Origin of the sequence: Amycolatopsis samaneae, assembly GCF_039541975.1 — a bacterium.
GTDB classification, from domain to species: Bacteria; Actinomycetota; Actinomycetes; order Mycobacteriales; family Pseudonocardiaceae; genus Amycolatopsis; species Amycolatopsis samaneae.
In genome coordinates this window covers 36389-58668 of sequence record NZ_BAABHG010000024.1, presented here as the reverse complement: position 1 = coordinate 58668, position 22280 = coordinate 36389, and the positions used below count along the sequence as shown (strand labels likewise).

Genomic DNA, 22280 nt, shown 5'->3' with positions numbered 1-22280 from the left:
CTCCGGCCTTTTCCTTGTACGGCGTGACCTCAGAACTCGATGACCGCCTTGCCGCGCACCTGCTTGTCGAACTCGACGTAGGCGGCGGCCGCGTCCTCGACCCCCCACCGGTCGGTGAAGAGCGCGTCCACGTCGATCCCGTGCTGCGCGACGAAGCGAGCGCACTCGCCCATCCCCACGTTGGAGAACGTGTAGGACCCGATGATCGAGATCTGCTTGATCACGATGTCCGGTGACACATCGAGGTCGATGTTGCCGCCGAGCCCGACGAGCGCGATCCGGCCCCAGGGGCCGAGACAGCGAGTGCCGGCGACCCTGGCCGCGGGAGCTCCGGAGCTCTCGATCGACACTGTCGCGCCCCGGCCTCCGGTGATCTCGCGGATTGCCGCCACGACGTCGGTGTCGCTGAAGTCGATGACGTGATGCGCGCCCAGTTCACTCGCCCGCGCGAGCCGGTCGGCCGCGATGTCGACCGCGATCACCTCCGCACCCATGGCGGAGGCGAACTGGATCGCGGACTGGCCGATCGGGCCGAGCCCGAACACCGCCACCGTGTCGCGGCCGGTGACGTCGGCGCGTTTGAGGGCGCCGAACGCGGTTCCGGTGCCGCAGGCGATCGCGGCACCCGCCGAGAAGGTGATCTCGTCGGGCAGGCGGACGAGCGTTTCCGCGGGCACGGCCATGTAGGTGCCGTGCCCACCGTGGGCGGTGGCCCCGTAGATCGTGGCACCGTGCACGCACATCTGGGTCCAGCCGGTGCGGCACAGGTCGCAGAAGCCGCAGCCCTTGTAATGGAACACCATGACCCGGTCACCCACTTGCCAGGCCCGCTGGTCGACGTTCGGCCCGATCGCGGCCACGACGCCGCACGGTTCGTGGCCCGCGATGATCGCCGGGGCCTCTTCCAGGCCGCGGGACGCGAAGTCCTTGAACCCCAGTGCCTTGAGCGCGGCGTCCGGAGGGTCCCGGTAGAATTTCAGATCGCTGCCGCACAGCCCGGAGGCCTTGATCTCGATGATCACCTCACCGGGACCCGGGGTGGGATCGGGGAAGTCGAGGACTTCCAGTTCGCGATTACCGCGGAAGACGACGCCTCGCATCATCCCTCTCCTTTCCGCCGCCCGCCGTGTCCGGTGCTCATCGGGTGCCGGCCATCATCGTGGCGATGATCAGCACCGGCTTGTCGGTGCGGTTGCTCCAGATGTGCTTGATCCCGCGGTTCACGATCGTGTCGCCCGGCTTCAGCAGCGTCTCGCCGGTCTCGGTCACGGCCCACAGTTCTCCGTTGAGGACGGTGACCACGTCGATCGTGTCGGTCAGATGCCAGACGCCGCCGTCGTCGCTGGCGTCGCCGTCGTGCGAGTCGCTTCCGTGGAAGGCGTCGAGGGATGCCTTGTAGCCCTCGGCGTCGAACTCCGCGTCCGGCGGGAAACTGGCCAGGCGCACGACGAGCCCGTTGGCGGGCGGGTCGATGACCGGGTCCGCGCCGAGTGTCGAGGGCGCCAGAACAGGAGCCGGCAGGGCGTCGAACTGCCAGACGTCCATGACGGTGAAGCCCGGCTGGGCGGTGCGGGTGGCGGTGTTGCCGTCGGAGATGATCGTCGACTTGCCGCTGTCGTCCAGGCCAGTGAGGACGACGCGGGCCTCGGCGTTGAGGTGCTCGCTGGTCATTGCGTTTCTCCTTGAATCAGGTGGTGCCGTTCTGCTTCGGGCCGGGCGTGGGGATGTCCGCCCGGCCGGCTTTCCCTCGTGAGGTTCCGGGGCGTCAGACCTTCAGCAGGGCCGCGAATTCGGCGGCCGTCAGGTCTGTCTCGCCGGTGGTGATGGCGTGGAGAAGGGCGTCACTGCGGTCACGTCCCATCGCGCCGACCGTGAGGTCGCGGAACTTCGCGTCCAGGTCGTCCTGGGACAGGGGGTTCTCCGCGGTGCCGGCCGGGTTGTCCACGAACACGTGTTCCGTGGTGCCGTCCCGGTAGGTGACGGTGATGTCGCCGACCCAGCGTCCCGGGTAGGCCTTGTCCAGCTCCGGCTTGATCTCGATCTTGACCTTTCGGGCCAGCGCGGCGGGAGCACTGCCTTCGCCGATGTCCAGCTGCCCGGACAGGTACGCGTGGTGGGTCGTGAAGCCGTTGCCCTGCCCCAGGGCCGAGAGCGCGAACTGGAAGGGCAGGCTGTATTGGAGGTGTTCGATGATCTTCGGGTCGTACGCGTTCGCGTTCTGGTTTCCGATGACGACGTCGCCGCCGGTCTGGATGCCCAGCAGGACGGAGTCGATCTCATCGGCTCGTGCGGAAAGACGGCGTGCGCCGTCGATGTAGGCGTGGTTGATGCCGCAGCAGCAGTACGGCTTGATCCACACGCGGGTGATCTCGAACGACTTGTCCGGGCCGAAGGTCGCGGCGGCATCGTCGGCGACCGGACGGCCGACGAACGTCCGGTAGAACCCTTTGCCGCCGGTGAGGAACGTCGTCGGACCGGTGATTCCGGCGGCGGCCAGTTCCGCGGCCCTGATCCCGTTGCGGGTCCCGATGCCCGAGTGCGCGCGTTTGATCGATCCGCCGGCCGAGGTGTACTCGGTGGTACCCGAGGCATGACTCAGCGCGATCGCGAGCGCGTGCACCGTCGTCTCGAGGTCGAATCCGCGCAACTTGGCCGTCACCGCGGCGGCGCCGAAGGTCGACAGCAGCCCGTGCGGATGGAATCCGCGTTCCAGCAACTCCGGCGCAGCCAGATTCCCGATCCGGGTGTAGACCTCGTAGCCGGCGACGATGCCGGTGATCACCTCGCGCATGCTCGCGCCGAGTTCCTCGCCGACGGCGAGGGCCGCGGAAACCACACAGCTGCCGGGGTGGGACGAGCTCGCGCGGTGTGCGTCGTCGTACTCGAAACCGTGGCCGTAGGTCGCGTTGACGAAGGCGGCGTCCGCGGCGCTCATCGTGTCACCGCTCGCCGCGACATGCGCGGTGCCCGGGACGTGGGCGGCTCGGGTCACCTCGAGAATCGCCTTGCTCCACGGCAGCGCGGCGCTGCCGACCTGGAGGGCGAGCTGGTCCTGCATCAACCGGCGGGCACCGGCGAGCGCGTCCGCCGGGATCGTGTCGTAGGTGAGTTCGGTGACGAGCCGCGCCGCCGCCGTTTCGAGGTTGCCCATGGTGATCGCCTTTCAGTTGGGGAGGCCGTAGGACTTCAGCTCGACGTACGCGTCGAATCCTTCGAGGCCCGCTTCGCGACCGATGCCGCTGTTCTTGAAGCCGCCGATCGGCGCGGTGAAGCCCACCGGGTTGCCGTTGACTTCGACGGTGCCGGTGCGGATCCGCCGGGCCACCGACAGCGCGTGCTCAGGGTCGGCGGCGAAGACCGACCCGTTGAGCCCGTACTCGGAGTTGTTGGCGATGGCGACGGCCTCGGCCTCGGTGTCGAAGGTGTGCACCGTGAGCACCGGGCCGAAGATCTCCTCCTGGGCGATCTTCGCGTCCGGATCGACGTCGGCGAAGACCGTGGGGGAGACGTACCAGCCAGGGCCTTCGGGGCAGTGGCCGCTGACGAGGACGGGCGCTCCCGATGCCTTGCCGTCGGCGATGTAGCTCTCGACGCGGGTGCGCTGAGCCGCGCTCACCATCGGGCCCACTTCGGTGGCCGGGTCGAGCGGGTCACCCACCGGCATCGAGGTGATCAGCTCGACGAGCCGGTCGTGCAACTCGTCCCGCCGGGAACGGGACACCACGATGCGTGTCTTGTTGCTGCACACCTGCCCGCTGTTGCGCAGCGAGACCGCGCGGATCGCCGCGACCGCGGCATCGAGGTCCGCGTCGTCGAGCAGGACCGCGGCCGATTTCCCGCCCAGTTCGAGCGTCACGCGGCGCAGGTCCTGACCGCACAGGGCGGCGATGCGCCGTCCCGCGCCGGTGGACCCGGTGAAGGAGACCTTGTCGACGCCGCGGTGCCGCACGAGGTACTCACTGACCTCTCGCTGGGCGGGGACGATGTTGACCACGCCCTCGGGCAAGCCCGCCTTCTCCAGCAGGGAGCCGAGCAGGTAGGCGTCGAGAGGCGTTTCCGGCGAGGGTTTGACGACCATGGTGCAGCCGGCGAGCAGTGCCGGAGCGAGCTTGATCATCGTGATCAGCAGCGGCGCGTTCCACGGAACGATCCCGGCGACGACGCCGACCGGCTCCCGGGTGACGAGGGCGTGGCCGGTGGCCGATCGCCGGGTGCCGTTCCACGGGTAGGCAGGCGCGAGATCGAGGAAGGTGTCCAGCAGCAACCGGGGGCCGATCGCCTGCATCTTGGTCGACAACGTGATCGGGCAGCCCATTTCGGCACTGACGAGGCGTGCCGCGTCGGCCTCGTGCGCGGCGAGTTCCGCGCTCAGCTTGCTGAGCGTGGCGATGCGCTCCTCCAGCGGGAGACGCGGCCACGGTCCCGTGTCGAACGCCTGTCGTGCCGCGGCCACCGCCGCGTCGACATCCGCCTCGACCCCTTCCGGTACGCGCGCCAGAATCTGTTCGGTGGCGGGGGAGACCACCTCGAAAACCCGGTCGGAGGCCGGCTCCACCCACTGCCCGCCGATGAACAACTTGTCATACGGGCCCTGCCAAAGATCGATCGGCGCACTCATCGCGGTCGGCTCCTTTGTCGTCGCTCCAGCGGCCTTGACCGACGCTACCGTAGATTATATAAAATATGTAGTGTTTGCGCGGGGTCTTTGGAAGGCAGGCAGCATGCAGCACAAGCCGCTCGACGGCATCCGGATCCTCGAGATCGGCGGCTACATCGCGCTCCCCTTCGGAACGTCGATGCTGTGCGCGCTCGGTGCCGAGGTGGTCAAGGTCGAACGGCCGGTGGTGGGCGAGGACTTCCGCCGTCACCAGAACGACCGCAGCCCGTACTTCCGGCAGTACAACACCGGGAAGCGCAGCCTGGCGGTCGATCTCAAATCACCGGACGGGGTCGCCGTGGTGAAGGCCCTCGTGCCGCGCTTCGACGTGGTGCTCGAAAACCTCCGGCCTGGCAAGGTCGCGGCGATGGGCCTGGGACCCGAGGACTGCCGGGCGCTGCGCCCCGACGTCGTCTACGGCTCGGTCACCGGCTTCGGCTCCACCGGCCCACTGGCGAACCGGCCCGCCTACGACACGATAGGCCACGCTTTCGGTGGCCTGTACTCGTTGTTCAGCGACGGCGACCATCCTCAGCTCGCCGGCGGATTGAGCGCCGACCTCGTCACCGGGCTGAGCACCGCGACGGGTGTGCTGGCCGCTCTGGTGGGCAGGTTGAAGACCGGGCAGCCGCAGCGGATGGAGACCTCCATCATGGAGGCGGTGAGCGTCCTCATCACAGACGGCGTCACGCAGGCCTTCGAACTCGGCCACGACCCCAGCCGGACCAGTCGTCACCCACAGGCACAGAACTTCTGCGTGCCGACCTCCACCGGCGAGTATCTGGCTGTGCACCTGTCGTCGTCACAGAAGTTCTGGACGTCGTTGTGCCGCGCGATGGATCGCCTGGATCTCACCGAGGATCCCCGGTTCGCGGAGTACCGTCCCCGCGAGGCGAACTACTTCGACCTGGTCCCGATCATCGAGGCCGAGTTCGCCGCCAAGCCGAAGAAGCACTGGGACCAGGTGCTCACCGATCACGACGTCCCCTTCGCCCCGGTGCTGTCGATGAACGGCTACCTCGACCACGAGCAGGTACGGCACCTGGATCTGGTGGAACGCCAAGACGACGGCCTCGCGCTGCTCCGTCCACCGTGGACCTTCGACGGCGAACGCCCCGACCGCGCGGGCAGGCCGCCCAAGGTCGGTGCCGACACTCGCGAGGTGGCCGGTGAAGTGCTGGCCGCGGAAAGGATCGACGAACTGATCACGGCCGGAGTGCTGTACGCCGACGAGTCCTGAGTGTCCTACCCGAGAAGACCTAAGGAGTGAACCATGTCCTGAATCGTGGGCAGGTCGATCATCGTGACCGGCGGAGCCAGTGGGATCGGCGAGGCCGCCGTACGCCTCTTCGCCGAGAACGGTGCCAAGGTCACCATCGCCGACCGCACGACGGATGCGGGGGAGACACTGGCGAAAGAGCTGAAGGGTCTGGGGCACGAGGTTCAGTTCGTCGCGACGGATGTCACCGACGAGAACCAGGTCAAGGCGATGGTCGACGCGGCCGTGTCGGCATACGGCCGGCTTGACGGCGCGTTCAACAACGCGGGTGTCCCGAACACGGGCAAGCTGCTCGCCGACATCGACCGCGCCGAGTTCGACCGGGTCTTCGCCGTCAACGTCACCGGACCGTTCCTCTGCATGAAGCACGAGATCCCGGCGATGCTCGAAACGGGCGGCGGATCCACCGTCAACACCGCCTCCGTCGGGTCGTTCATCTACATCCCGAAGGCCGCGGAGTACGCCGCGTCGAAGCACGCGCTGATGGGCCTCACCAAAGCAGCCGCGGCCGAGTACGGCGAGCGGGGCATCCGCGTCAACGCCATCGGTCCGTCGACCACCAAGACCCCGATGTACCTGGAGTACATCAAGCTCAATCCGGACTACGTGAAAACGGTGGAGGCAACGCACGCACTGCGCCGGAGCAGCGAACCTGTCGAGCAGGCCCAGGCCGCGATGTGGCTGCTTTCGGATGCCGCTTCTTACGTGACCGGGGTGACTCTCGCAGTCGATGGCGGGTACACGCTCTACTGATCATAGGCAAGGCGCCGCAAACTTGTTCGACGACGTCGATGGGGAACAGTGGTGCGCGTACCGACGTCGTGGCGGGATGCCCGGAGTCTGTTGCTAGTCAGTTGACTGGTCTGCTGCTCGGCGACCCGCCCGTGCCAGGTTGCCGAGAGGCCGTCGGGCACGGGCGGGACGCGAGGTTCAGGTCAGTTTCCGACGACGCGATCCACCGCGCTGCCGTCGATGGACACGGTGTCCCGGGCCGGTCGGTTGGTCTTGTAGTTGCCGAGAGCCGGAACGACCGCGATCTGCTGGCCGCCGGTGAGCGGAACGGGGCAGATGCACGTGGCGAAGTTGTGGTTGTTGGCCGCCTGGATGCCGCCCTCGGTGAACTGCTGGGTGTTGTTGTCCTGGGCCAGCGCGGGCGTGGCGGAGATGAGGGCGGCGCCGGCGGCGACGAAGACTGAGGTTGCGATACGTGATGGTTTGAACACGCATGGCAACATAACAGTGCGGTCGGTTGTGTTGTCGCTGAGAAACGTGGTCGCATCCGACCGACAAAACCAACGGCGCCACCCGTGGCCACGGGCCTGACAATGGCGAGGGATTCCCGAACGAGATCGGTGCTGGGTGAAGACGCTACTGCCAGTGTCCGCGCCGGGCAGTAGCCCTGGCGTCCGTGCCTTGTCAGAGACGAGGAACACCGCGGTGCTGCGCATGTCCTCTGACGTCGTCGCGTCGCCGAGCATGCTCGCATTCGCGAGACTCGGGACGATGTCCTTGATTACCAAGTTGCTGTCAGGGCGGTACGCCCACTCTGGTGGCACCGAACATGTAGACGATCGGGTCGCTTAGCTTTGCACCGTCCGTGATGGCGAGAAAGGCGAAGGTTAACACTATGTAGACGATGGGCGACCATCCGTCATCGCTGGAGGCACTTTCATGTCCCAGAGGAACATCGCTGTACCCGACCAGGCAGCGGACCTGGACCCCGGGAAAATGGAGGCCTGCACCGTGCTGGAGGTCATCAACCGGGTCAGCGGCAAATGGGCGATCGGTATCCTGCTGGAGGCGACCCGCGGCCCGGTGCGGTTCACCGAGCTGGAGCGGTCGGTCGAGGGGATCAGCCGCCGGATGCTGACACTGACCCTGCGGAACCTCGAACGCGACGGACTGCTCAAACGCACGGTGTATCCGACGGTGCCACCGAAGGTCGAGTACGAGGCCACCCCGATGGCCAAGGAGCTCTACGGGAGCCTGACCGGGCTGGTGGGCTGGGCCGAGCGGTACCGCGAGGCGATCACCGAGGCCCGCAAGACCTACGACGGCCACACGGCCTGCTGACCCTGGCTCAGACGGCGAGCAGGGCGGGGACCAGGCGTTCCAGTTCGGCGAGCGCGGCGGCGACCGCGGCGCCGGTCCGGCCGCCGTGCCGGGTGACGGTGAGGATCTTGCGCCGCGGCTCGCCTGCGCAGGGAAGGCGGACCACGGCGTTGCCCGGGGGCAGCGGGGCCAGCCGGGGCACGAGCGCGACGCCGAGCCCGTGCGCGACCAGCGCGATGGTGGCGTTCCAGTTCATCGAGTCGTGCGCGACGTCCGGGGTGAAACCGGCGGCGCCGCAGGCGGCCAGTACCTGCGTGCGGCAGGTGCACGTCGCGCTGGGCACGATCCACGGGTCGTCGGCGGTTTCGGCGAGGTTCACCCGGTCGCGGCCGGCGAGCCGGTGCCCGGCGGCGACCACCAGGTCGAACGGGTCGTCCAGCAGCGGCCGCTGATCGAACCGGGACCGGTCCCGCGGTGGCTCGTCCGGTTTGGCCTCCACCACGGCCAGTTCGACGTCGCCGTCGAAAAGCAGGTCGAAGCAGTCCGCCGCCTCGGCCTCGCGGACCCGGGGGACGAGCCGTGGATGACGCGCGACGAGCGCGGCGGTGGCCGGGGCGAGCAGCGCGGTGACCGCGACCGGGAAACCGGCCATGCGCAGGAGCCCGGCCGGCTGGCCGCTGTCCTCGCGCAGGTCGAGCTCCGCCAGTTCCCAGCGGGCCTGGATCTCGTCGGCGTGCGCCAGGAGCCGTTGTGCGGCCGGGGTGAGCCGGACCCGGCGGCCCTGCGGTTCGAGCAGTGTCACGCCGAGTTCCCGGCCGAGCTGCCGGATCTGCTGGGACGCGGCCGACGGGGTGAAGTGCAGGGCCCGCGCCGCGGCGGTCACCGTGCCGTAGTGGTCCACGGCGCGCAGCACGTGGAGGCGGCGCAGATCGATCATGTAGTCGATTCTTCACAGTGAAGTCGGAAAAGACAACCTGGACCTGTTCGGATTCGCGCGTCAACCTGGGAACGACCACCGGGGAAGGAGACGGCGATGTGCCCCTACTGCGGATGGCCCGACGCCCGGCCCTTCCGGGTGCTGTCCCGGCACCACACCACCGACGGGCTGACGGTGTGGATCCGTTGTGCCTGCGGCTCGACGCAGGTGTGGGTGGTCGATCCCGCCGGCGCGCGCCTGCTGGTGCGCGGCCGGCCACCACGAACCCAGGAGGTGTCCCGATGACCGCGGTGTGGTTGTCGCTGCTCGCCGAAACCGTTGTCGTGACGGGGATCGCCGCCGCGCTGGCCAGGATGGCCAGGCGCTGGCGGGGTGCCCGCCGCGAGCCGCGCGGCCCGGGAAGCTGCGAAGGCGGCTGACCCCCGGGGCGCGGAAATCCTTGGCGCGCGGACAAAAGTGTGCCGTGGTGCGAGCGCAGGGGGACGCTCACACCACGGCACACCTCGCGGCCGCGCGCGGGTGACGCTAGGTCAGCGCGGCGCTCTTCTCCTGCCCGCGGTCGTCCCCGGGGGATGGGGCGGGGTCGTGCTCGTCGAGCAGGGTGGCCTCGTCGAACGGTGCCTGGCCGGAGAACACCTGCCGGGCCTGGTCGCGGTCGAACTCCTTGGTCAGCGATCCGATGAGGACGGTCGCGACGGCGTTGCCCGCGAAGTTGGTCAGCGCGCGGGCCTCGGACATGAAGCGGTCGATGCCGAGGATGAACCCGACGCCGTCGACCAGTTCCGGCCGGTGCGACTGGAGCCCGCCCGCGAGGGTGGCGATGCCCGCGCCGCTGACCCCGGCCGCGCCCTTCGACGCGATGATCATGAACAGCAGCAACGTGATCTGCTCGCCCAGCGCCAGCGGCTTGTCCTGCGCGGTGGCGATGAACAACGTCGCCATGGTCAGGTAGATCGCGGTGCCGTCGAGGTTGAACGAGTACCCGGTGGGCACCGTGATGCCGACGACCGGCTTGCTGACCCCGAGGTGCTCCATCTTCGCGATCAGCCGCGGCAGCGCCGACTCCGAGGACGAGGTCGACAGGATCAGCAGGAACTCCCGCGCCAGATATCGCAGCAGTGAGAAGACGTTGACCCGCGCGCCGATCCACAGCACGGCGCCGAGCACGCCGAAGACGAACACCAGGCAGGTCAGGTAGAAGCCGAGCATGATCACCAGCAGGCTGCGCAGCGCGCTCCAGCCGGTTTCCCCGACCACCGCCGCGATCGCGCCGAACGCGCCGATCGGCGCCGCCCACATGATCATCGACAGGATCCGGAACACCAGCCGCTGGATGTGCTCGATACCGCGCCGGATCGGCTCGCCCTTGCGGCCCAGCTTCTGCACCGCGAACCCGGTCAGCAGCGCGACCAGCAGTGTCTGCAGCACCTGGCCCGAGGTGAACGCCGCGCCGAAGCTGGTGGGGATGATGCCGAGGACGAAGTCGACGCCGCCCTCCCCGCCGGTGGCCTGCTTGTGCACGCTCTGCACCGCGGCGGGCGTCAGGTGCAGCCCGGTGCCCGGGTGCAGCATGTTGCCCACGATCAGGCCGATGGCCAGCGCGAACGTCGACATGACCACGAAGTAGACGAGGGCCATCAGGCCGACCTTGCCGACCTTCGCCGCCTTGGCGACCGAGCCGATGCCGAGCACGATGGTGCAGAAGATGATCGGCGAGATCATCATCTTGATCAGGTTGACGAACCCGGTGCCCAGCGGCTTCAGCTCCTTGGCGAAGCCGGGGAAGAGGAAGCCGACGGCGATGCCGAGCAGCACCGCGACGATGACCGCCAGGTACAGATAGTGCGTCTTGTCCCTGCCGCGTGGCTTCGCGTCGGGGGTCGGTGGTGTCGGCACCGTTGCCTCCAGCTCATGGTGTTCGAGTCGTCGGTCACTATGCGTTGATCGTATGAGCTGGGTCACGGTTGTGTTCATTGAGTTCGTACGACGATCGGGTGACGGGCTCGGGGAGTCGGTAACGCATCGGCTGGACCGCGGGTGCCCGTGGGGACGGTGTGTGCTGGTATGTGCGCGTGCCCTCGACGTCGCGGACCCGGCCGAACCGGTGGAGCATGGCCCGGCAGCTGCTCGTGCTGCAACTGGCCGTGCTGCTGGTACTGGGTGCCACCGGCATCACCTTCGCCGTCCTCGACGCGCAGCGCGCCACCCGCGAGCGGGCGCGGGACCAGACCAGCTCCGTGGCGTTCACGCTGGCGGACTCCACGAGCGTCGTCTCCGCACTGTCCACTCCGGACCCCAGCGCGGTGCTGGAACCGCTGTCGCTGCGGGTGCAGGAGGACACCAGGGTCGACTTCATCACGATCATGAACCCCGACGGCATCCGCTACACCCACCCGAATCCCGAGCTCATCGGCGGGCACTTCATCGGCTCCATCGACCAGGCCCGCCGCGGCGGTGTCGTGCAGGAGATCTACGCCGGTTCGCTCGGCCCGTCGATGCGCACGGTGGTGCCGGTGTTCGACCATGGCCACCGGGTCGTCGCGCTGGTCGCGGTGGGGATCACCATCTCGGCGATCTCGGCGGAGCTGCGCGAACGCCTGGTCCCGCTGTTCGCGGTGGCCGGTGCCGTGCTGGCGGTCGGCGCGCTCGGCGGCTGGCTCATCAGCTCCCGGCTGCGGCGCCAGACCCGGGGGATCGCGCCGGACGCGCTGAGTAACCTGTTCGAGTACCACGAGGCCGTGCTCCACGCCGTTCGTGAGGGGGTGCTGCTCATCGGCCGCGACGGGCGGGTGCGCCTGTGCAACGACGGCGCGCGCACCCTGCTGGGCCTGTCCGCCGATCCGGCCGGCCGCGGGCTCGCCGAGCTGGGCCTGTCCCCGAGCCTGGTGGCGGCGCTCACCTCGGTGGCGGCGCTCAGCGACGAACTGCACGTCACCGACACGCGGGTGCTGGTGGTCAGCACGACGCCGGTGCGGGCGAGCGGCCGGGCGCAGGGCACGGTCGTGCTGCTGCGCGACCACACCGAGCTGCAGGCGCTCACCGGCGAGCTCACCGCGGTCCGGGAACTCGCCGAGGCACTGCGCTCGCAGGCACACGAGGCGGCGAACCGGCTGCACACGGTGGTGTCGCTGGTCGAGATCGGGAAGCCCGGACAGGCGGTGGAGTTCGCGACCGCGGAGCTGGCGCTGGCGCAGGAACTCACCGACCGCGTGATGGGCGCGGTCGCCGAACCGGTGCTCGCCGCGCTGTTGCTGGGCAAGGCGGCCGAGGCGAGCGAGCGCGGTGTCGAGTTCACCATCACCCCGGACACCGTCATCGACGACGCCGACACCCAGATCGCCCCTCGCGACCTGGTCACCATCTTCGGCAACCTGATCGACAACGGGATCGAGGCGGCCGCCGCGCACGCCGAGGGGGCGCGGCCCGCGGTCGTCGTCACCGCCCGGTCCGAGCCGGACGGGATGCTGCTGCGCGTGGTCGACAACGGCCCCGGCGTGCCCGAGGACGCCGCGGAGGAGATGTTCCGGCGCGGCTGGTCGACGAAGGCGGGGGAGGGGCGCGGGCTCGGGCTGGCGCTGGTGGGACAGGCGGTCCGCCGCTACGGCGGGACGGTCGGGGTCAGCGGGGAGGGCGGTGCGGCGTTCACCGTGCGGCTGCCCCGGCAGAAGGGCGGGGAATGATCCGGGTACTCGTGGTCGAGGACGAACCGGTCGCGGCCGAGGCGCACCGCCTCTACGTCGAGCGGCTCGCCGGGTTCACCGTCGCGGGTGTCGTGCACTCCGGCGGCGACGCGCTGCGCTTCTGCGAGCGCGAACCGGTGGACCTGGTGCTGCTGGACTTCTACCTGCCCGACACGCACGGTCTCGCGGTCTGCCGCTCGCTGCGCGCGGCCGGGCTGCCGATCGACGTCATCGCGGTCACCTCCGCCCGTGACCTCGCGCTGGTCAAGGCGGCGGTGTCCGTCGGCGTGGTGCAGTACCTGCTCAAACCGTTCACTTTCGCCTCACTGCGGGAAAAACTCGAACGGTACGCCGAGTTCCACGACGCCTCGGGCGAGGTGACCGGACAGGCCGAGATCGACCGCGCGCTGTCCTCGCTGCGCGCGAGCGAACACCCCGCGCTGCCGAAGGGGATGAGCGCGCAGACGCTGGACGCGATCACCACCGCGCTCGGCGAGGCGCCCGACGGGCTGTCCGCCGGTGCCGCCGCGAGTGCCATCGGCGCTTCCCGCGTCACCGCGCGGCGTTACCTGGAATACCTGGCGGACAACGGACTCGCCTCGCGCGAACCCCGGTACGGGCAGGTCGGCAGGCCCGAGGTCTGGTACCACCGCAGGTAGGGGGTGGCCGCCGGCACCCCCAGGCCGGCGGCCACGCGCCGCTGTCAGCGTTTCGGCAGCGGCGGGTTGAGGTTCACCGTGAACTGGAGCCACTGCACCGCGACGCCGTTGGCGGGCGAGGGCACGATCTTCCATTCCTGGCAGGGATTCCGGTCGATCCGGTCCCAGATCGTCAGTACCGTGCCCTGGCGGGTGGTGCAGCCCTGGTCCAGCACCTTGCCGGGGTTGCGCACCGCGAACTTGTAGACACCGCTGCCGACCCGCTGCGGCTCGACCGTCCACTTCTGACAGTCACCGTTGACCTTGTCGTACATGGTCACCGGATTCCCGTTGTCGACATCGCAGAAGGTGTTGTCCAGCACCTGGCCGGAATGCTTGGCCTGGAACTGGTAGTAGCCGTCACCGGTGCCCCACGGGAAGAAGCGCTGGCAGTCCGCGCCGTTGGCGGGCCACTGCTGCACCCGCGTCCCGTTGCCCACGCCGCACGCCGCGACGTCGGTCATCTGCCCGCTGTAGGCCGACTGGAGGTTGACCCAGGCGTCGTCCGCGAGCTCACCGGTGTCCGAGCGGAAGGTGGTGGCCCGGAAACGATAGGTGTGCCCGTTCTGCAACGGCTTGTCCGCGGGCACCGTCCACTGTGCCACGGACCCCGACGGCACGTTCCACACCCAGTTGTCCTGGACGATGGTGTCGCCGTCGTAGAGGTAGAAGACCGCGGTGAGCGATCCGCCGCCCGGCGCGGTCGGCCGGAACGTCAGCGTCGGCGTCAGCGAGCGCGTGTAGGTCACGCCGTCGGTGTCGACGCGGTCGGAGATGTTGTGTCCCGCCGCCGGGTCCGGAATCGAGGACTCGGCGGGCGCGGCGTGGGCGGGCACCGCCCACGCCGCCGTCGCGGCGAAGATCGCGGACGCCGCGAACACCAGTCTCGTTCTTCGGCTCCACCGCGAGCCGTTTCTCTTGTCGGGTATGGAAATTGTGGGCAGCATTCAAGAACCCCCGAATACCGTTGTCGTGGAATGCGCGGCCGGGCAACGGGGTTCCGGCCGGTCACCCCACGCCCGTGCCACTCGAACACCGGAGTGACGCACGCCACTACCGCGAAGGTTGCCGCTCGAACGGGCGAACTTTCGGCACCTCGCATTCGTATAACGCCCTATACGGCTCGGCGTGAACGCCAACCCGTTCAGGTGAGGTGATCGAACTCCCCGCTCGCCCACCGGATGTGGCGCTCCGCGGCGCGGTGCACGATCTCCTTGGCGTCACGGTCGATGCCGTCGCCGCCGAGGGTGTAGAGCCGGTCGTACTCCCAGCCGTCGAGCCGGTCGACGATCCGGCGCACCACCGCGGGGGACAGCGGCACGAGCTTGGGGAAGTTCCGGGTGAACGAGACCCAGGCCGGATGCGCGGGGACGCCGCTGATCGAGTCCCCGACCAGCAGCGTCCCGTCGCTCGTGTGCGCGATCGAGCTGCCCTTCATGTGCCCGCCGACCTGGATCAGTTCGAGGCCGGGCAGGGGTTCCGCGTGTTCCTTCCAGTACTCGATCACCGGATCGGGCCGCGGTACCCACTCGGCGTCGTCGGCGTTCACCAGCACCGGCACGCGACCGAACTCGTGGCTCCAGGTGACCTGCGCGGCGAACATGTGCGGATGACTGGTCGCGATCACCGCCACCCCGCCGAGTTCGCGTACCAGGCCGGCGATCTCCTCGTCGAGATAGGCGGGCGGGTCCCAGAGCAGGTTGCCGTGCGGGGTCCGCGCGAGGAACGACCACTGCCCGATGGCGAACCGCGGCGTCCGCCGGAAGCTGTGCAGGCCGCGGCCGTGGTCGCGGTACGCGATTTCGTGCGGCTGTGCGGCCAGTTCCTCGTGTGTCACCCACCGTTGCCCGTGCGGGCCGAGGTCGCCGCGTTCCTCGATACTCACTTCGCCACGGTCGAAAACGCAGCCGTCACGCGGTGGTGGTTCGGCGGATTCCGGGTGTTCCAGGCCGCAGCCGTCACAGATCCAGGTAGTCATCCGACCATGATCAAACCTCCAGGGCGCTGGAGGTCAACCGTGTTCTCGGACCTGCCCGGCCTCGCCTTCCCCAGCGCGGTTGTGCCCGCGCTCGGCGCCCTGCGCCGCGGCCATCCTGCGCTTGACCGGGGGCAGGTGGTTGACCAGGCGCATCCCGGTGCGCATCCCCGCCAGCGCGAGCCTGCCGATACCCGGTTTGTACACCGCGGATTCGCCGTCGAAGCGTTCGAGCGACTTCCGGACCGCGTCCCACGCGTAGCCGTGCATCCGCTCTTCGTATCCCCTGATCGCGTCGAGCGCCGGTGTTCCGGAATCCCTTGCCGCGACAAGGTTTTCGCCGAGAACGCGGGCGTCGCGAAGGGCGGTGTTCGCGCCGACGCCCAGGCCGGGCGTCATGGTGTGGATCGCGTCGCCGATCAGCGTGACGTTGGTGGTTTCCCACGGCGCGACCGTTTCGGTGGTGCGGATGTTGAGCGGGAAGCAGGTCGTGGTGTCGACGAGTTCGAAGAGCCGGTGGAGGTCTCGATGCCAGCTCGCGGTGCGTTCCCGGAGGATCCGGTGCAGCGCGGGCCCGTCCAGGCTCATGAAGTTCTCCGGCAGGTAGCGCCGGTGTGAGCCGAAGCCGAGCATGATGTAGTCGCGGGTGTTGTCGAACTGCAGCCCCGGCCACCGGGTGAGCAGTTCCGCGTCGTTGCCGCCGATGCCGTGCTTGACCTGGCCTCGCTCGTTCCAGTTGAACTCCATCACGTGGATGATCGCGCTGTCGCCGCGTGGGCCGAAAACCATGGAGACACCGCGGTGGATCTTGGGGGTGAGCAGCTTCGCGGTCTGCTCGGTCAGCGGCAGCTTGCCCGTGATGCCGAAGAGGCCGGTCTCGCGCAGCCTGGCGTGCGGCAGGTACTGGCGCCGCACCGGTGAGCCCGTGCCGTCCGCGCCGACGAGGACGTCTCCGGTGGCGGAGGTCCCGTCGGCGAACCAGGCGGTCACCGTGCCGTCGTCGTGGCGTTCGTAGCGGGTGAACTTCTTGTCGAAGTGCACGACGTCCTCGATACCGGTGAGCAGGAGCTGACGCAGCGTCATCCGGCTCACCGAGTGCTCGTCCTCGATCGTGCCCATCCCGGCGTTGTCGATGCTGAGCAGCTCACGTCGGTGTTCGGAAAGCATGTTGAGATAGCGCGGCCTGATCGCCGCGGTGGCGCGGAAGGTGTCGTGCAGATCCGGCGGCAGGCAGGCGCGCAGGGCGCGCGAGCCGTCCGGGGAGATGCCGACGCGGAAGCCGAAGAGGCCGTCCGTCCGGGTGCGGTCGCGTTCGTAGACCGCGACGGAGATTCCCGCCCGCTTGAGTTTCTGGGCGAGGCACAGTCCCCCGGTGCCTGCGCCGATGACGAGTACGTGCACAGCTGTTCCCCTTGTACGTGGTGGTGATGAAGCCGGGTGGAGACCCGTCGGGTGCCGGTGGGCGCCCTCGGCAATAGTTGCTTGGCTACTAGTGTCATGTCAACTAGTATAAGTTGTACGCATGCCGACCACGTTCCGTCGCTCGCCGCTCGCGCTCGCCGTCCTCGGGCTGCTCGAAGCCACTCCGCTGCACCCGTACGGCATGCAGCAGCTCATCAAGCAGTGGGGGAAGGACGAGGTCATCAACGTCGGCCAGCGAGCGAGCCTGTACAAGATGATCACCAGGCTCCACGAGGCGGGCCTGATCGCCGTCGAGGGCACCGGCCGTGATCAGCAGTACCCCGAGCGCACCACGTATCGGACGACCGACGCGGGCAGGGCGGCCCTCGAACAGTGGATGGGGGAGATCCTTTCCACGCCGCGCAACGAGTTCCCCGAATTCCCGGCGGCGTTGTCGTTCGCCCCTGGCTTCACCCCGGGGTTCGTCCGCGAGCAGCTCACCCGGCGCCGGGAACGGCTCGTCCAGCGGCTGGCGGAACTGGACGCCGCGCTCGGGTCCGAGGTCGCGGGCATGCCGATACCCCGCGTGTCGATGTTGGAGACGGAGTACGTCCGGGCGGTCACGGAAGCCGAGCTGCGCTGGGTGGACTCGGTGGTCGCCGAGCTCGAATCCGGCTCACTGTCCTGGCGCAGGAAGGATTTCGAAGAGTTCCAGGCCGCCGTCGAACGAGCCCGGCGGCCGGGCTGAGTTCGGCGGGCCGCGAACGTGGCCGCGCACCCGAAGTGGTCGCCCCTGTCCCGTCTTGTGTGCCCTGAACGACGCGTTCGCGACGATGAACGTCCGTTACGCGTCGTTCGCGGCACGGGCGGGCTCGGAGGTCCCGAACGGACCGTCCGGGACACGACGTGGCTGGTGTGCGGCAGCGGTGCCGGATGTGCTGAAGGACGCCTTCGGTGCGCTCAAAGCACTGAAGGCGTCCTTCACAGCGCCCAACGCACTGAAGGCGTCCTTCAGCACGCGGGCTTACCACGGGATCAGCGCGGGCGGCCCGGGACGCCGGGACGGGTCTGCCACGGGTGCGGCCCGTCGAGCGGCCGGTACTCGACGCCGAGCGCGTCCAGCCGCGGCAGGTGGTGATCCCGCAGCCGGGGCAGGAACTCCGCGAAGTCCCGGCCCGCCGGGCTCCAGGCGACCTCCGCGATCGCGCACAGCCGGGGGAACGCGGCGTAGTCCGCCCGGCGCACGGTGTCCAGGTGCTCGCTCCACAGCTGAGCCTGCACCCCGAGCAGCCGCGGCCCGTCCAGCGCGGGTTCGTAGCCGTACATGTGTTCCAGCGTCTGCACGAAACCGACCGGGATCGGCTCGTCGGGATGATCCGACTGCCGGTGGTCGAGGTAGACCCGGTCCTCCGGGCACAGCACGACGTCGTGGCCGGCCTCGGCCGCCTTGATGCCCGCGGCCTCCTCCCGCCACGCCCCGATCACCATCGGCGGCAGGTCGGCGGAGTCGAGGACCTCGTCCCAGCCGTACGCGCGCCGTCCCCGGGAGGTCAGGTACCGCGCGAGGTCCGCGACGAGCCGGTAATGCGCCGGGGTGATGCCGGGGACCTCGTCGCCGCCGAGGCAGATCGCCTCGGACGGGAAGATGTCGAGCACATGGTCGAAAACCCGGCGGAAGAAATCCAATGTGGACTCGACGGGGTTGAGCAGCGAGGTGCTGACACCCCAGGAAGTCCAGACCTCCCAGGGGGTTGCCGATTCGGGCCCGAGTTCCGGGTAGGCGGTGATCGCGGCCCGCGCGTGGCCAGGGATGTCGATCTCGGGCACGACGGTGACCGCGCGCGCCGCCGCGTAGGCGACGATCTCCCGCAGGTCGTCGGTGGTGTAGAACCCGCCGTGCGGACGGCCGTCGCGTTCCGGGCCGTCGTGCCTGCCGACCATCGACTCCCGCCGCCACGAGGCGACCTCGGTCAGCCGGGGGAACTCCGGCACCTCGATCCGCCAGCCCTGGTCGTCGGTCAGGTGGAAGTGCAGCACGTTGAGCTTGTGCGCGGTGAGCAGGTCGATGAACCGCAGCACCTCCGCCTTGGTGCGGAAGTTCCGCGCGACGTCGAACAGGCAGCCGCGCCAGCCGTAGCGAGGGTGGTCCTCGATCACCCCGCAGGGCACAGTGGATGGTCCACTGTGGATCGACGCGGCGCGGAACGCGTCCGGCCCGGCGAGCTGGCGCAGGGTCTGCCGCCCGTACACCTCGCCCGCCGCGTCGGCGGTGTACAGGGTCACGCCGCCGGGGTCGATCTCCAGGCGGTAGCCCTCCGCGGGCAGGTCCGCCCCGGTCCGCACGGTGACCTCGGCGGGCCACGCGCATTCGCCGGGCAGCGGGGTCACCGAGACCGGGCGGGGGAGCAGGGTTTCGAATCCGTGCATGTCAGCCTTTCAGCCCTTCACTGCACCGCTCAGTCCGGAGACCAGGCGTCGTTGGACGAAGATGAAGAAGACCAGTACCGGGATCGTCATGAGGGTCGAGGACGCCATCACCGCGCCCCAGTCGGTGTCCTCCGGTTTGAAGAACACCAGGATCGCCTGTGGCAGCGTCTGGTTCTCGGTTTTGGAGATGATGAACGTCTTCGCGAACAGGAAGTCGTTCCAGGCGTGGATGAACGCCAGGACGCTGACCGCCACCAGGCCGGGAGCCACCAGCGGGAACAGGATCTGCCAGGTGAACCGCATCCGCGACGCGCCGTCGAGCTTCGCGGCCTCCTCCAGTTCCACCGGCACCGCGGCGACGAATCCCCGCAGCATCCAGATCGCCAGCGGCAGGCTGAACGCCAGGTGCACGAGCACCAGCGAGCCCAGCTCGTTCAGCCCGAAGGCCGGGACGACTCCGCCGATCGAGCGCATCAGGAAGAACAGCGGGATCGTCAGCGCCTCCACCGGGACCATCTGCGCCACCAGGATCATGATCAGCAGCACGGTGCGTCCCTTGAAGCGGAACCGGGTCAGCGCGACCGCGGACAGGAACGACATCAGCAGCGACAGCACCACCACGACGACCGCGACGAGCAGGCTGTTGACGAAGAACCGGCCGAAGCCCGACACCGTGAACACCCGGGTGAAACTGTCCAAAGTGGGCGCGAACGTCCACGGTTTCGGGTGCGCGGACTGGATTTCGCCCGCCGGCTTGAATGCCGAGAGCACCATCCAGTACAGCGGGAACGCGATCATCCCGGCGATCACCACGGTGACGATCTCGGCGACCAGCCTGCCGGGACGCCGGACGCGGCGCGACGCCGCCGGACGTCGTGCTGTCGAAAGCGTCGTCGGACGCGGAGAGGTCACACCCATGCCGCGCTCCGGCGCTGCGACCGGACATAGAGCCCGGTGATCGACAGGAGCAACAGCGTCATCACGACTCCGATCGCCGACCCGAGCCCGTACTCCTGCCCGGCGAAGGCCTGCTGGTAGGCGTAGACGTTGAGCACCAGGTTGCGCCCGGCCACGCCACCGCCGTTGGTCATCACGTAGATCTGGGTGAAGATCTTGAAGTCCCAGATGATCGACTGGATGGTCGCGATCATCAGCAGCGGCCGCACCATCGGCAGGATCACCGACCGGGTCGCCCGCCAGGTGGACGCGCCGTCCAGCGACGCGGCCTCCAGCACCTCTTCGGGGATGCCCTTGATGCCCGCGTACATCGTCACCATGACGAACGGGAACGAGCACCAGATCACCTCGGCCGCGACCAGCCCGAACGCGTCGAGCGTGCCGAAGGTCCAGGAATGGTGGGCCATCGAGCCGAAACCGAGGCCCGAGAGCACCTCGTTGACGATGCCGAAGTCGGTGTCGAACAGGAACAGCCACACGTACGACCCGGCCATCGCCGGGGTCGCCCACGCGCCGAGCGCGGCGAGGAACAGCAGGATCCTGGGCAGCGCGCGGACGCGACTGGCGAGCACGGCGAGCCCGGTGCCGACGACGAGGCCGCCGACCACGCACACCGCGCCGAACCCGAGCGTCTTACCGAGCACGGTCCAGAACTGGAAGTTGGCCAGTAGCTCGGTGTAGTTGCCGAATCCGAGGAACACCAGCGGGGCGGTGCCCGCGGCCTGGGGCTGGCCGTAGTCGTAGAACGAGATCACGACCAGCTGGTAGATCGGGTACACGAGGACGGCGGCGAGGAGGATCCCCGCCGGGGCGAGGTAGAGCGCGGCGGCGCGGCCGTCCCGGCGCCGCCCGCGCCGGTGCACCGGCGCGGGCGGACGGGCCGGTGCGGCGACCGGCAGTTGCTGGGTGACCATCGGTTACCCGAAGGCCTTGTTCATCGCTTCGGCGGCCCCGGCCAGCGCGGCGGTGGGATCCTTCGCGCCGGTCGCGATCTGCTGGACCGCGGTCGGCAGGACGTTCTGGCTGTCGATCTTGGACCACGCCGGGGTGCTCGGCACGAACTTGGTGCCCGCGGCGATCGAGTCGACGAACGGCTTCAGGAAGGGGTCGTTCGCGGCGAGCTTCTCCTGCACGCTCTTCAGCGTCGGCAGGTTCCCCATCGCGGCGTACATCTTCTCCTGGTACTTGGCGCCGCCCAGCAGCTTCACGAAGTCGACCGCGAGCCCGTGCCGCTTGCTCGCCCCGAACACGCCGAGCAGGTTGCCACCGGCGAACGTCGGCGCGGTCGAACCCGCCTGGGTGCCGGGCAGCGGGATCACCGTGTACTTGCCCTTGACCGCGCCCTGGTCGACGGCCTTGCGGTTGAAGTCACCGCCGATGGTCATCCCGGCCTTGCCGCCCGAGAAGGCCTGCACGCTCTGCGTACCGGTCAGGTTCGCGCACTGGGCGGGCGGGCAGATGTCGTCCTTGAGCAGGTTCGCGTAGGCCGTGACCCCCGCCTTCGCCTTTTCGGAGTCCACAGTGGACGTCCACTTCGCACCGTCCTGCTTGGCCAGTTCGCCACCGGCGGCCCACAGGAACGGGAGCATCGCGTAGGTGTACTTGCCACCGACCGAGATCCCGTACAGGTCCGGCTTGGCGGCGTGGATCCGGCGGGCGGTCTCGGTCAGCTCGGCGATCGTCTTCGGCGGCTGGAGACCGAGTTCGGTGAACACGTCGGTGCGGTAGTACAGCGCGCGGATGCCGGTGAACCAGGGCAGTCCGTAGGTCTTCCCGCCCGACTTGGCGGTGTCCAGCACGGACGGGATGACGTCCTTGCCCTCCGGCCACGACGCGAGGTCGCCGCCGAGGTCCGACAACGCGCCCGTGGTCGCGTAGCTGGCCACGTCCGTGTTGCCGAACTCGGCGACGTCGGGCGCGTTCGACGGGTCGTTGAACGCGCCGGAGAACTTGTCCGCCCGCCCCTCCACCGGGACCCACTGCACGTCGACCTCGACGCCGGAGTGCGCGGCCTTGAACTCCGCGATCGCCTCCTTGACCGCGGCCTCCTTGGGCGCGCGGTTGGCCTCGTCGAAGAGCCAGACGCGCACCGTGCCGGTCTTCTCGTCCCCGCCGGAACCGGCGGGGCCGGACTGCGCGGGCGCGCAGCCGGCGAGCAGGCCGACGGCGGCCAGCCCGGTGAGGGTACGGCGGAATCTCATCAATCCTCCAGTAAAT

General features: G+C 69.0%; 22 protein-coding genes. 8 read left to right on the top strand and 14 right to left on the bottom strand.

The features are described 5' to 3' along the window. Positions 1-29: 29 nt before the first annotated feature. From ABD987_RS41465 to ABD987_RS41450, 4 genes are all read right to left on the bottom strand, one after another. Positions 30-1100 (bottom strand): zinc-dependent alcohol dehydrogenase family protein, encoded by a 1071-nt coding sequence (locus ABD987_RS41465; RefSeq protein WP_345407908.1) that lies wholly within the window; start codon positions 1098-1100, stop codon positions 30-32. 37 nt (positions 1101-1137) lie between these two features. Next, positions 1138-1671, bottom strand: coding sequence for a hypothetical protein (locus tag ABD987_RS41460; RefSeq protein WP_345407906.1), 534 nt, complete (start codon positions 1669-1671; stop codon positions 1138-1140). A 94-nt stretch (positions 1672-1765) separates the two neighbouring features. Continuing rightward, positions 1766-3151: an MmgE/PrpD family protein gene (locus tag ABD987_RS41455; protein ID WP_345407904.1), complete on the bottom strand. Its 1386-nt coding sequence runs from the start codon at positions 3149-3151 to the stop codon at positions 1766-1768. A gap of 12 nt (positions 3152-3163) precedes the next feature. Then, positions 3164-4618, bottom strand: coding sequence for an aldehyde dehydrogenase (locus tag ABD987_RS41450; RefSeq protein WP_345407902.1), 1455 nt, complete (start codon positions 4616-4618; stop codon positions 3164-3166). A 103-nt stretch (positions 4619-4721) separates the two neighbouring features. Here ABD987_RS41450 and ABD987_RS41445 point away from each other — a divergent pair, with 103 nt between their 5' ends. Continuing rightward, complete coding sequence (locus ABD987_RS41445) at positions 4722-5897, top strand: CaiB/BaiF CoA transferase family protein (RefSeq protein ID WP_345407900.1); 1176 nt, start codon at positions 4722-4724, stop codon at positions 5895-5897. A gap of 45 nt (positions 5898-5942) precedes the next feature. Continuing rightward, the gene (locus ABD987_RS41440) at positions 5943-6689 is read left to right on the top strand and encodes an SDR family NAD(P)-dependent oxidoreductase (RefSeq protein ID WP_345407898.1); all 747 of its coding nucleotides are present in this window, start codon (positions 5943-5945) and stop codon (positions 6687-6689) included. 182 nt (positions 6690-6871) lie between these two features. On the opposite strand, the gene ABD987_RS41435 is transcribed toward ABD987_RS41440, so the two are convergent. Then, the gene (locus tag ABD987_RS41435) at positions 6872-7414 is read right to left on the bottom strand and encodes a hypothetical protein (protein WP_345407896.1); all 543 of its coding nucleotides are present in this window, start codon (positions 7412-7414) and stop codon (positions 6872-6874) included. 193 nt (positions 7415-7607) lie between these two features. On the opposite strand from ABD987_RS41435, the gene ABD987_RS41430 reads away from it, so the two are divergent. After that, positions 7608-8009: a winged helix-turn-helix transcriptional regulator gene (locus ABD987_RS41430; protein WP_345407894.1), complete on the top strand. Its 402-nt coding sequence runs from the start codon at positions 7608-7610 to the stop codon at positions 8007-8009. A 7-nt stretch (positions 8010-8016) separates the two neighbouring features. Here the strand turns inward: ABD987_RS41430 and ABD987_RS41425 are convergent, their stop codons facing one another. Beyond that, the gene (locus tag ABD987_RS41425) at positions 8017-8925 is read right to left on the bottom strand and encodes a LysR family transcriptional regulator (RefSeq protein ID WP_345407892.1); all 909 of its coding nucleotides are present in this window, start codon (positions 8923-8925) and stop codon (positions 8017-8019) included. Positions 8926-9021: 96 nt separating this feature from the next. Between ABD987_RS41425 and ABD987_RS41420 the strand changes: the two genes are divergently transcribed. Both ABD987_RS41420 and ABD987_RS41415 read left to right on the top strand, forming a co-directional pair. Continuing rightward, positions 9022-9210, top strand: coding sequence for a hypothetical protein (locus ABD987_RS41420; protein ID WP_345407890.1), 189 nt, complete (start codon positions 9022-9024; stop codon positions 9208-9210). Beyond that, positions 9207-9344 (top strand): hypothetical protein, encoded by a 138-nt coding sequence (locus ABD987_RS41415; protein ID WP_345407888.1) that lies wholly within the window; start codon positions 9207-9209, stop codon positions 9342-9344. Before ABD987_RS41420 ends, ABD987_RS41415 begins: the two co-directional genes overlap by 4 nt. A gap of 106 nt (positions 9345-9450) precedes the next feature. On the opposite strand, the gene ABD987_RS41410 is transcribed toward ABD987_RS41415, so the two are convergent. Further along, positions 9451-10821, bottom strand: coding sequence for a cation:dicarboxylate symporter family transporter (locus tag ABD987_RS41410; RefSeq protein ID WP_345407886.1), 1371 nt, complete (start codon positions 10819-10821; stop codon positions 9451-9453). A 215-nt stretch (positions 10822-11036) separates the two neighbouring features. On the opposite strand from ABD987_RS41410, the gene ABD987_RS41405 reads away from it, so the two are divergent. Further along, positions 11037-12605: a sensor histidine kinase gene (locus ABD987_RS41405; RefSeq protein ID WP_345408035.1), complete on the top strand. Its 1569-nt coding sequence runs from the start codon at positions 11037-11039 to the stop codon at positions 12603-12605. Further along, the gene (locus tag ABD987_RS41400) at positions 12602-13264 is read left to right on the top strand and encodes a response regulator (RefSeq protein WP_345407884.1); all 663 of its coding nucleotides are present in this window, start codon (positions 12602-12604) and stop codon (positions 13262-13264) included. Before ABD987_RS41405 ends, ABD987_RS41400 begins: the two co-directional genes overlap by 4 nt. A gap of 44 nt (positions 13265-13308) precedes the next feature. On the opposite strand, the gene ABD987_RS41395 is transcribed toward ABD987_RS41400, so the two are convergent. From ABD987_RS41395 to ABD987_RS41385, 3 genes are all read right to left on the bottom strand, one after another. Continuing rightward, on the bottom strand, positions 13309-14184 hold the full coding sequence (locus tag ABD987_RS41395) for an RICIN domain-containing protein (protein WP_345407882.1): 876 nt from the start codon (positions 14182-14184) through the stop codon (positions 13309-13311). Between the two features lie 263 nt (positions 14185-14447). Continuing rightward, complete coding sequence (locus ABD987_RS41390; RefSeq protein ID WP_345407880.1) at positions 14448-15281, bottom strand: MBL fold metallo-hydrolase; 834 nt, start codon at positions 15279-15281, stop codon at positions 14448-14450. Positions 15282-15314: 33 nt separating this feature from the next. Then, positions 15315-16679, bottom strand: coding sequence for an FAD-dependent oxidoreductase (locus ABD987_RS41385; RefSeq protein WP_345407878.1), 1365 nt, complete (start codon positions 16677-16679; stop codon positions 15315-15317). A 121-nt stretch (positions 16680-16800) separates the two neighbouring features. Here ABD987_RS41385 and ABD987_RS41380 point away from each other — a divergent pair, with 121 nt between their 5' ends. Then, positions 16801-17427, top strand: a complete 627-nt coding sequence (locus ABD987_RS41380) for a PadR family transcriptional regulator (RefSeq protein WP_345407876.1) — start codon at positions 16801-16803, stop codon at positions 17425-17427. 287 nt (positions 17428-17714) lie between these two features. Here ABD987_RS41380 and ABD987_RS41375 read toward each other — a convergent pair whose 3' ends face one another. From ABD987_RS41375 to ABD987_RS41360, 4 genes are all read right to left on the bottom strand, one after another. Continuing rightward, positions 17715-19106, bottom strand: coding sequence for a beta-N-acetylhexosaminidase (locus tag ABD987_RS41375; protein ID WP_345407874.1), 1392 nt, complete (start codon positions 19104-19106; stop codon positions 17715-17717). Between the two features lie 9 nt (positions 19107-19115). Continuing rightward, positions 19116-19904, bottom strand: a complete 789-nt coding sequence (locus tag ABD987_RS41370; protein ID WP_345408033.1) for a carbohydrate ABC transporter permease — start codon at positions 19902-19904, stop codon at positions 19116-19118. A 110-nt stretch (positions 19905-20014) separates the two neighbouring features. Continuing rightward, entirely contained in the window at positions 20015-20977 is a 963-nt protein-coding gene (locus tag ABD987_RS41365) for a carbohydrate ABC transporter permease (protein WP_345407872.1), read from the bottom strand. 3 nt (positions 20978-20980) lie between these two features. Further along, positions 20981-22264 carry an extracellular solute-binding protein gene (locus ABD987_RS41360; protein WP_345407870.1) on the bottom strand — a complete coding sequence of 428 codons (1284 nt, stop codon included), beginning with the start codon at positions 22262-22264 and terminating at the stop codon, positions 20981-20983. Positions 22265-22280 lie beyond the last annotated feature (16 nt).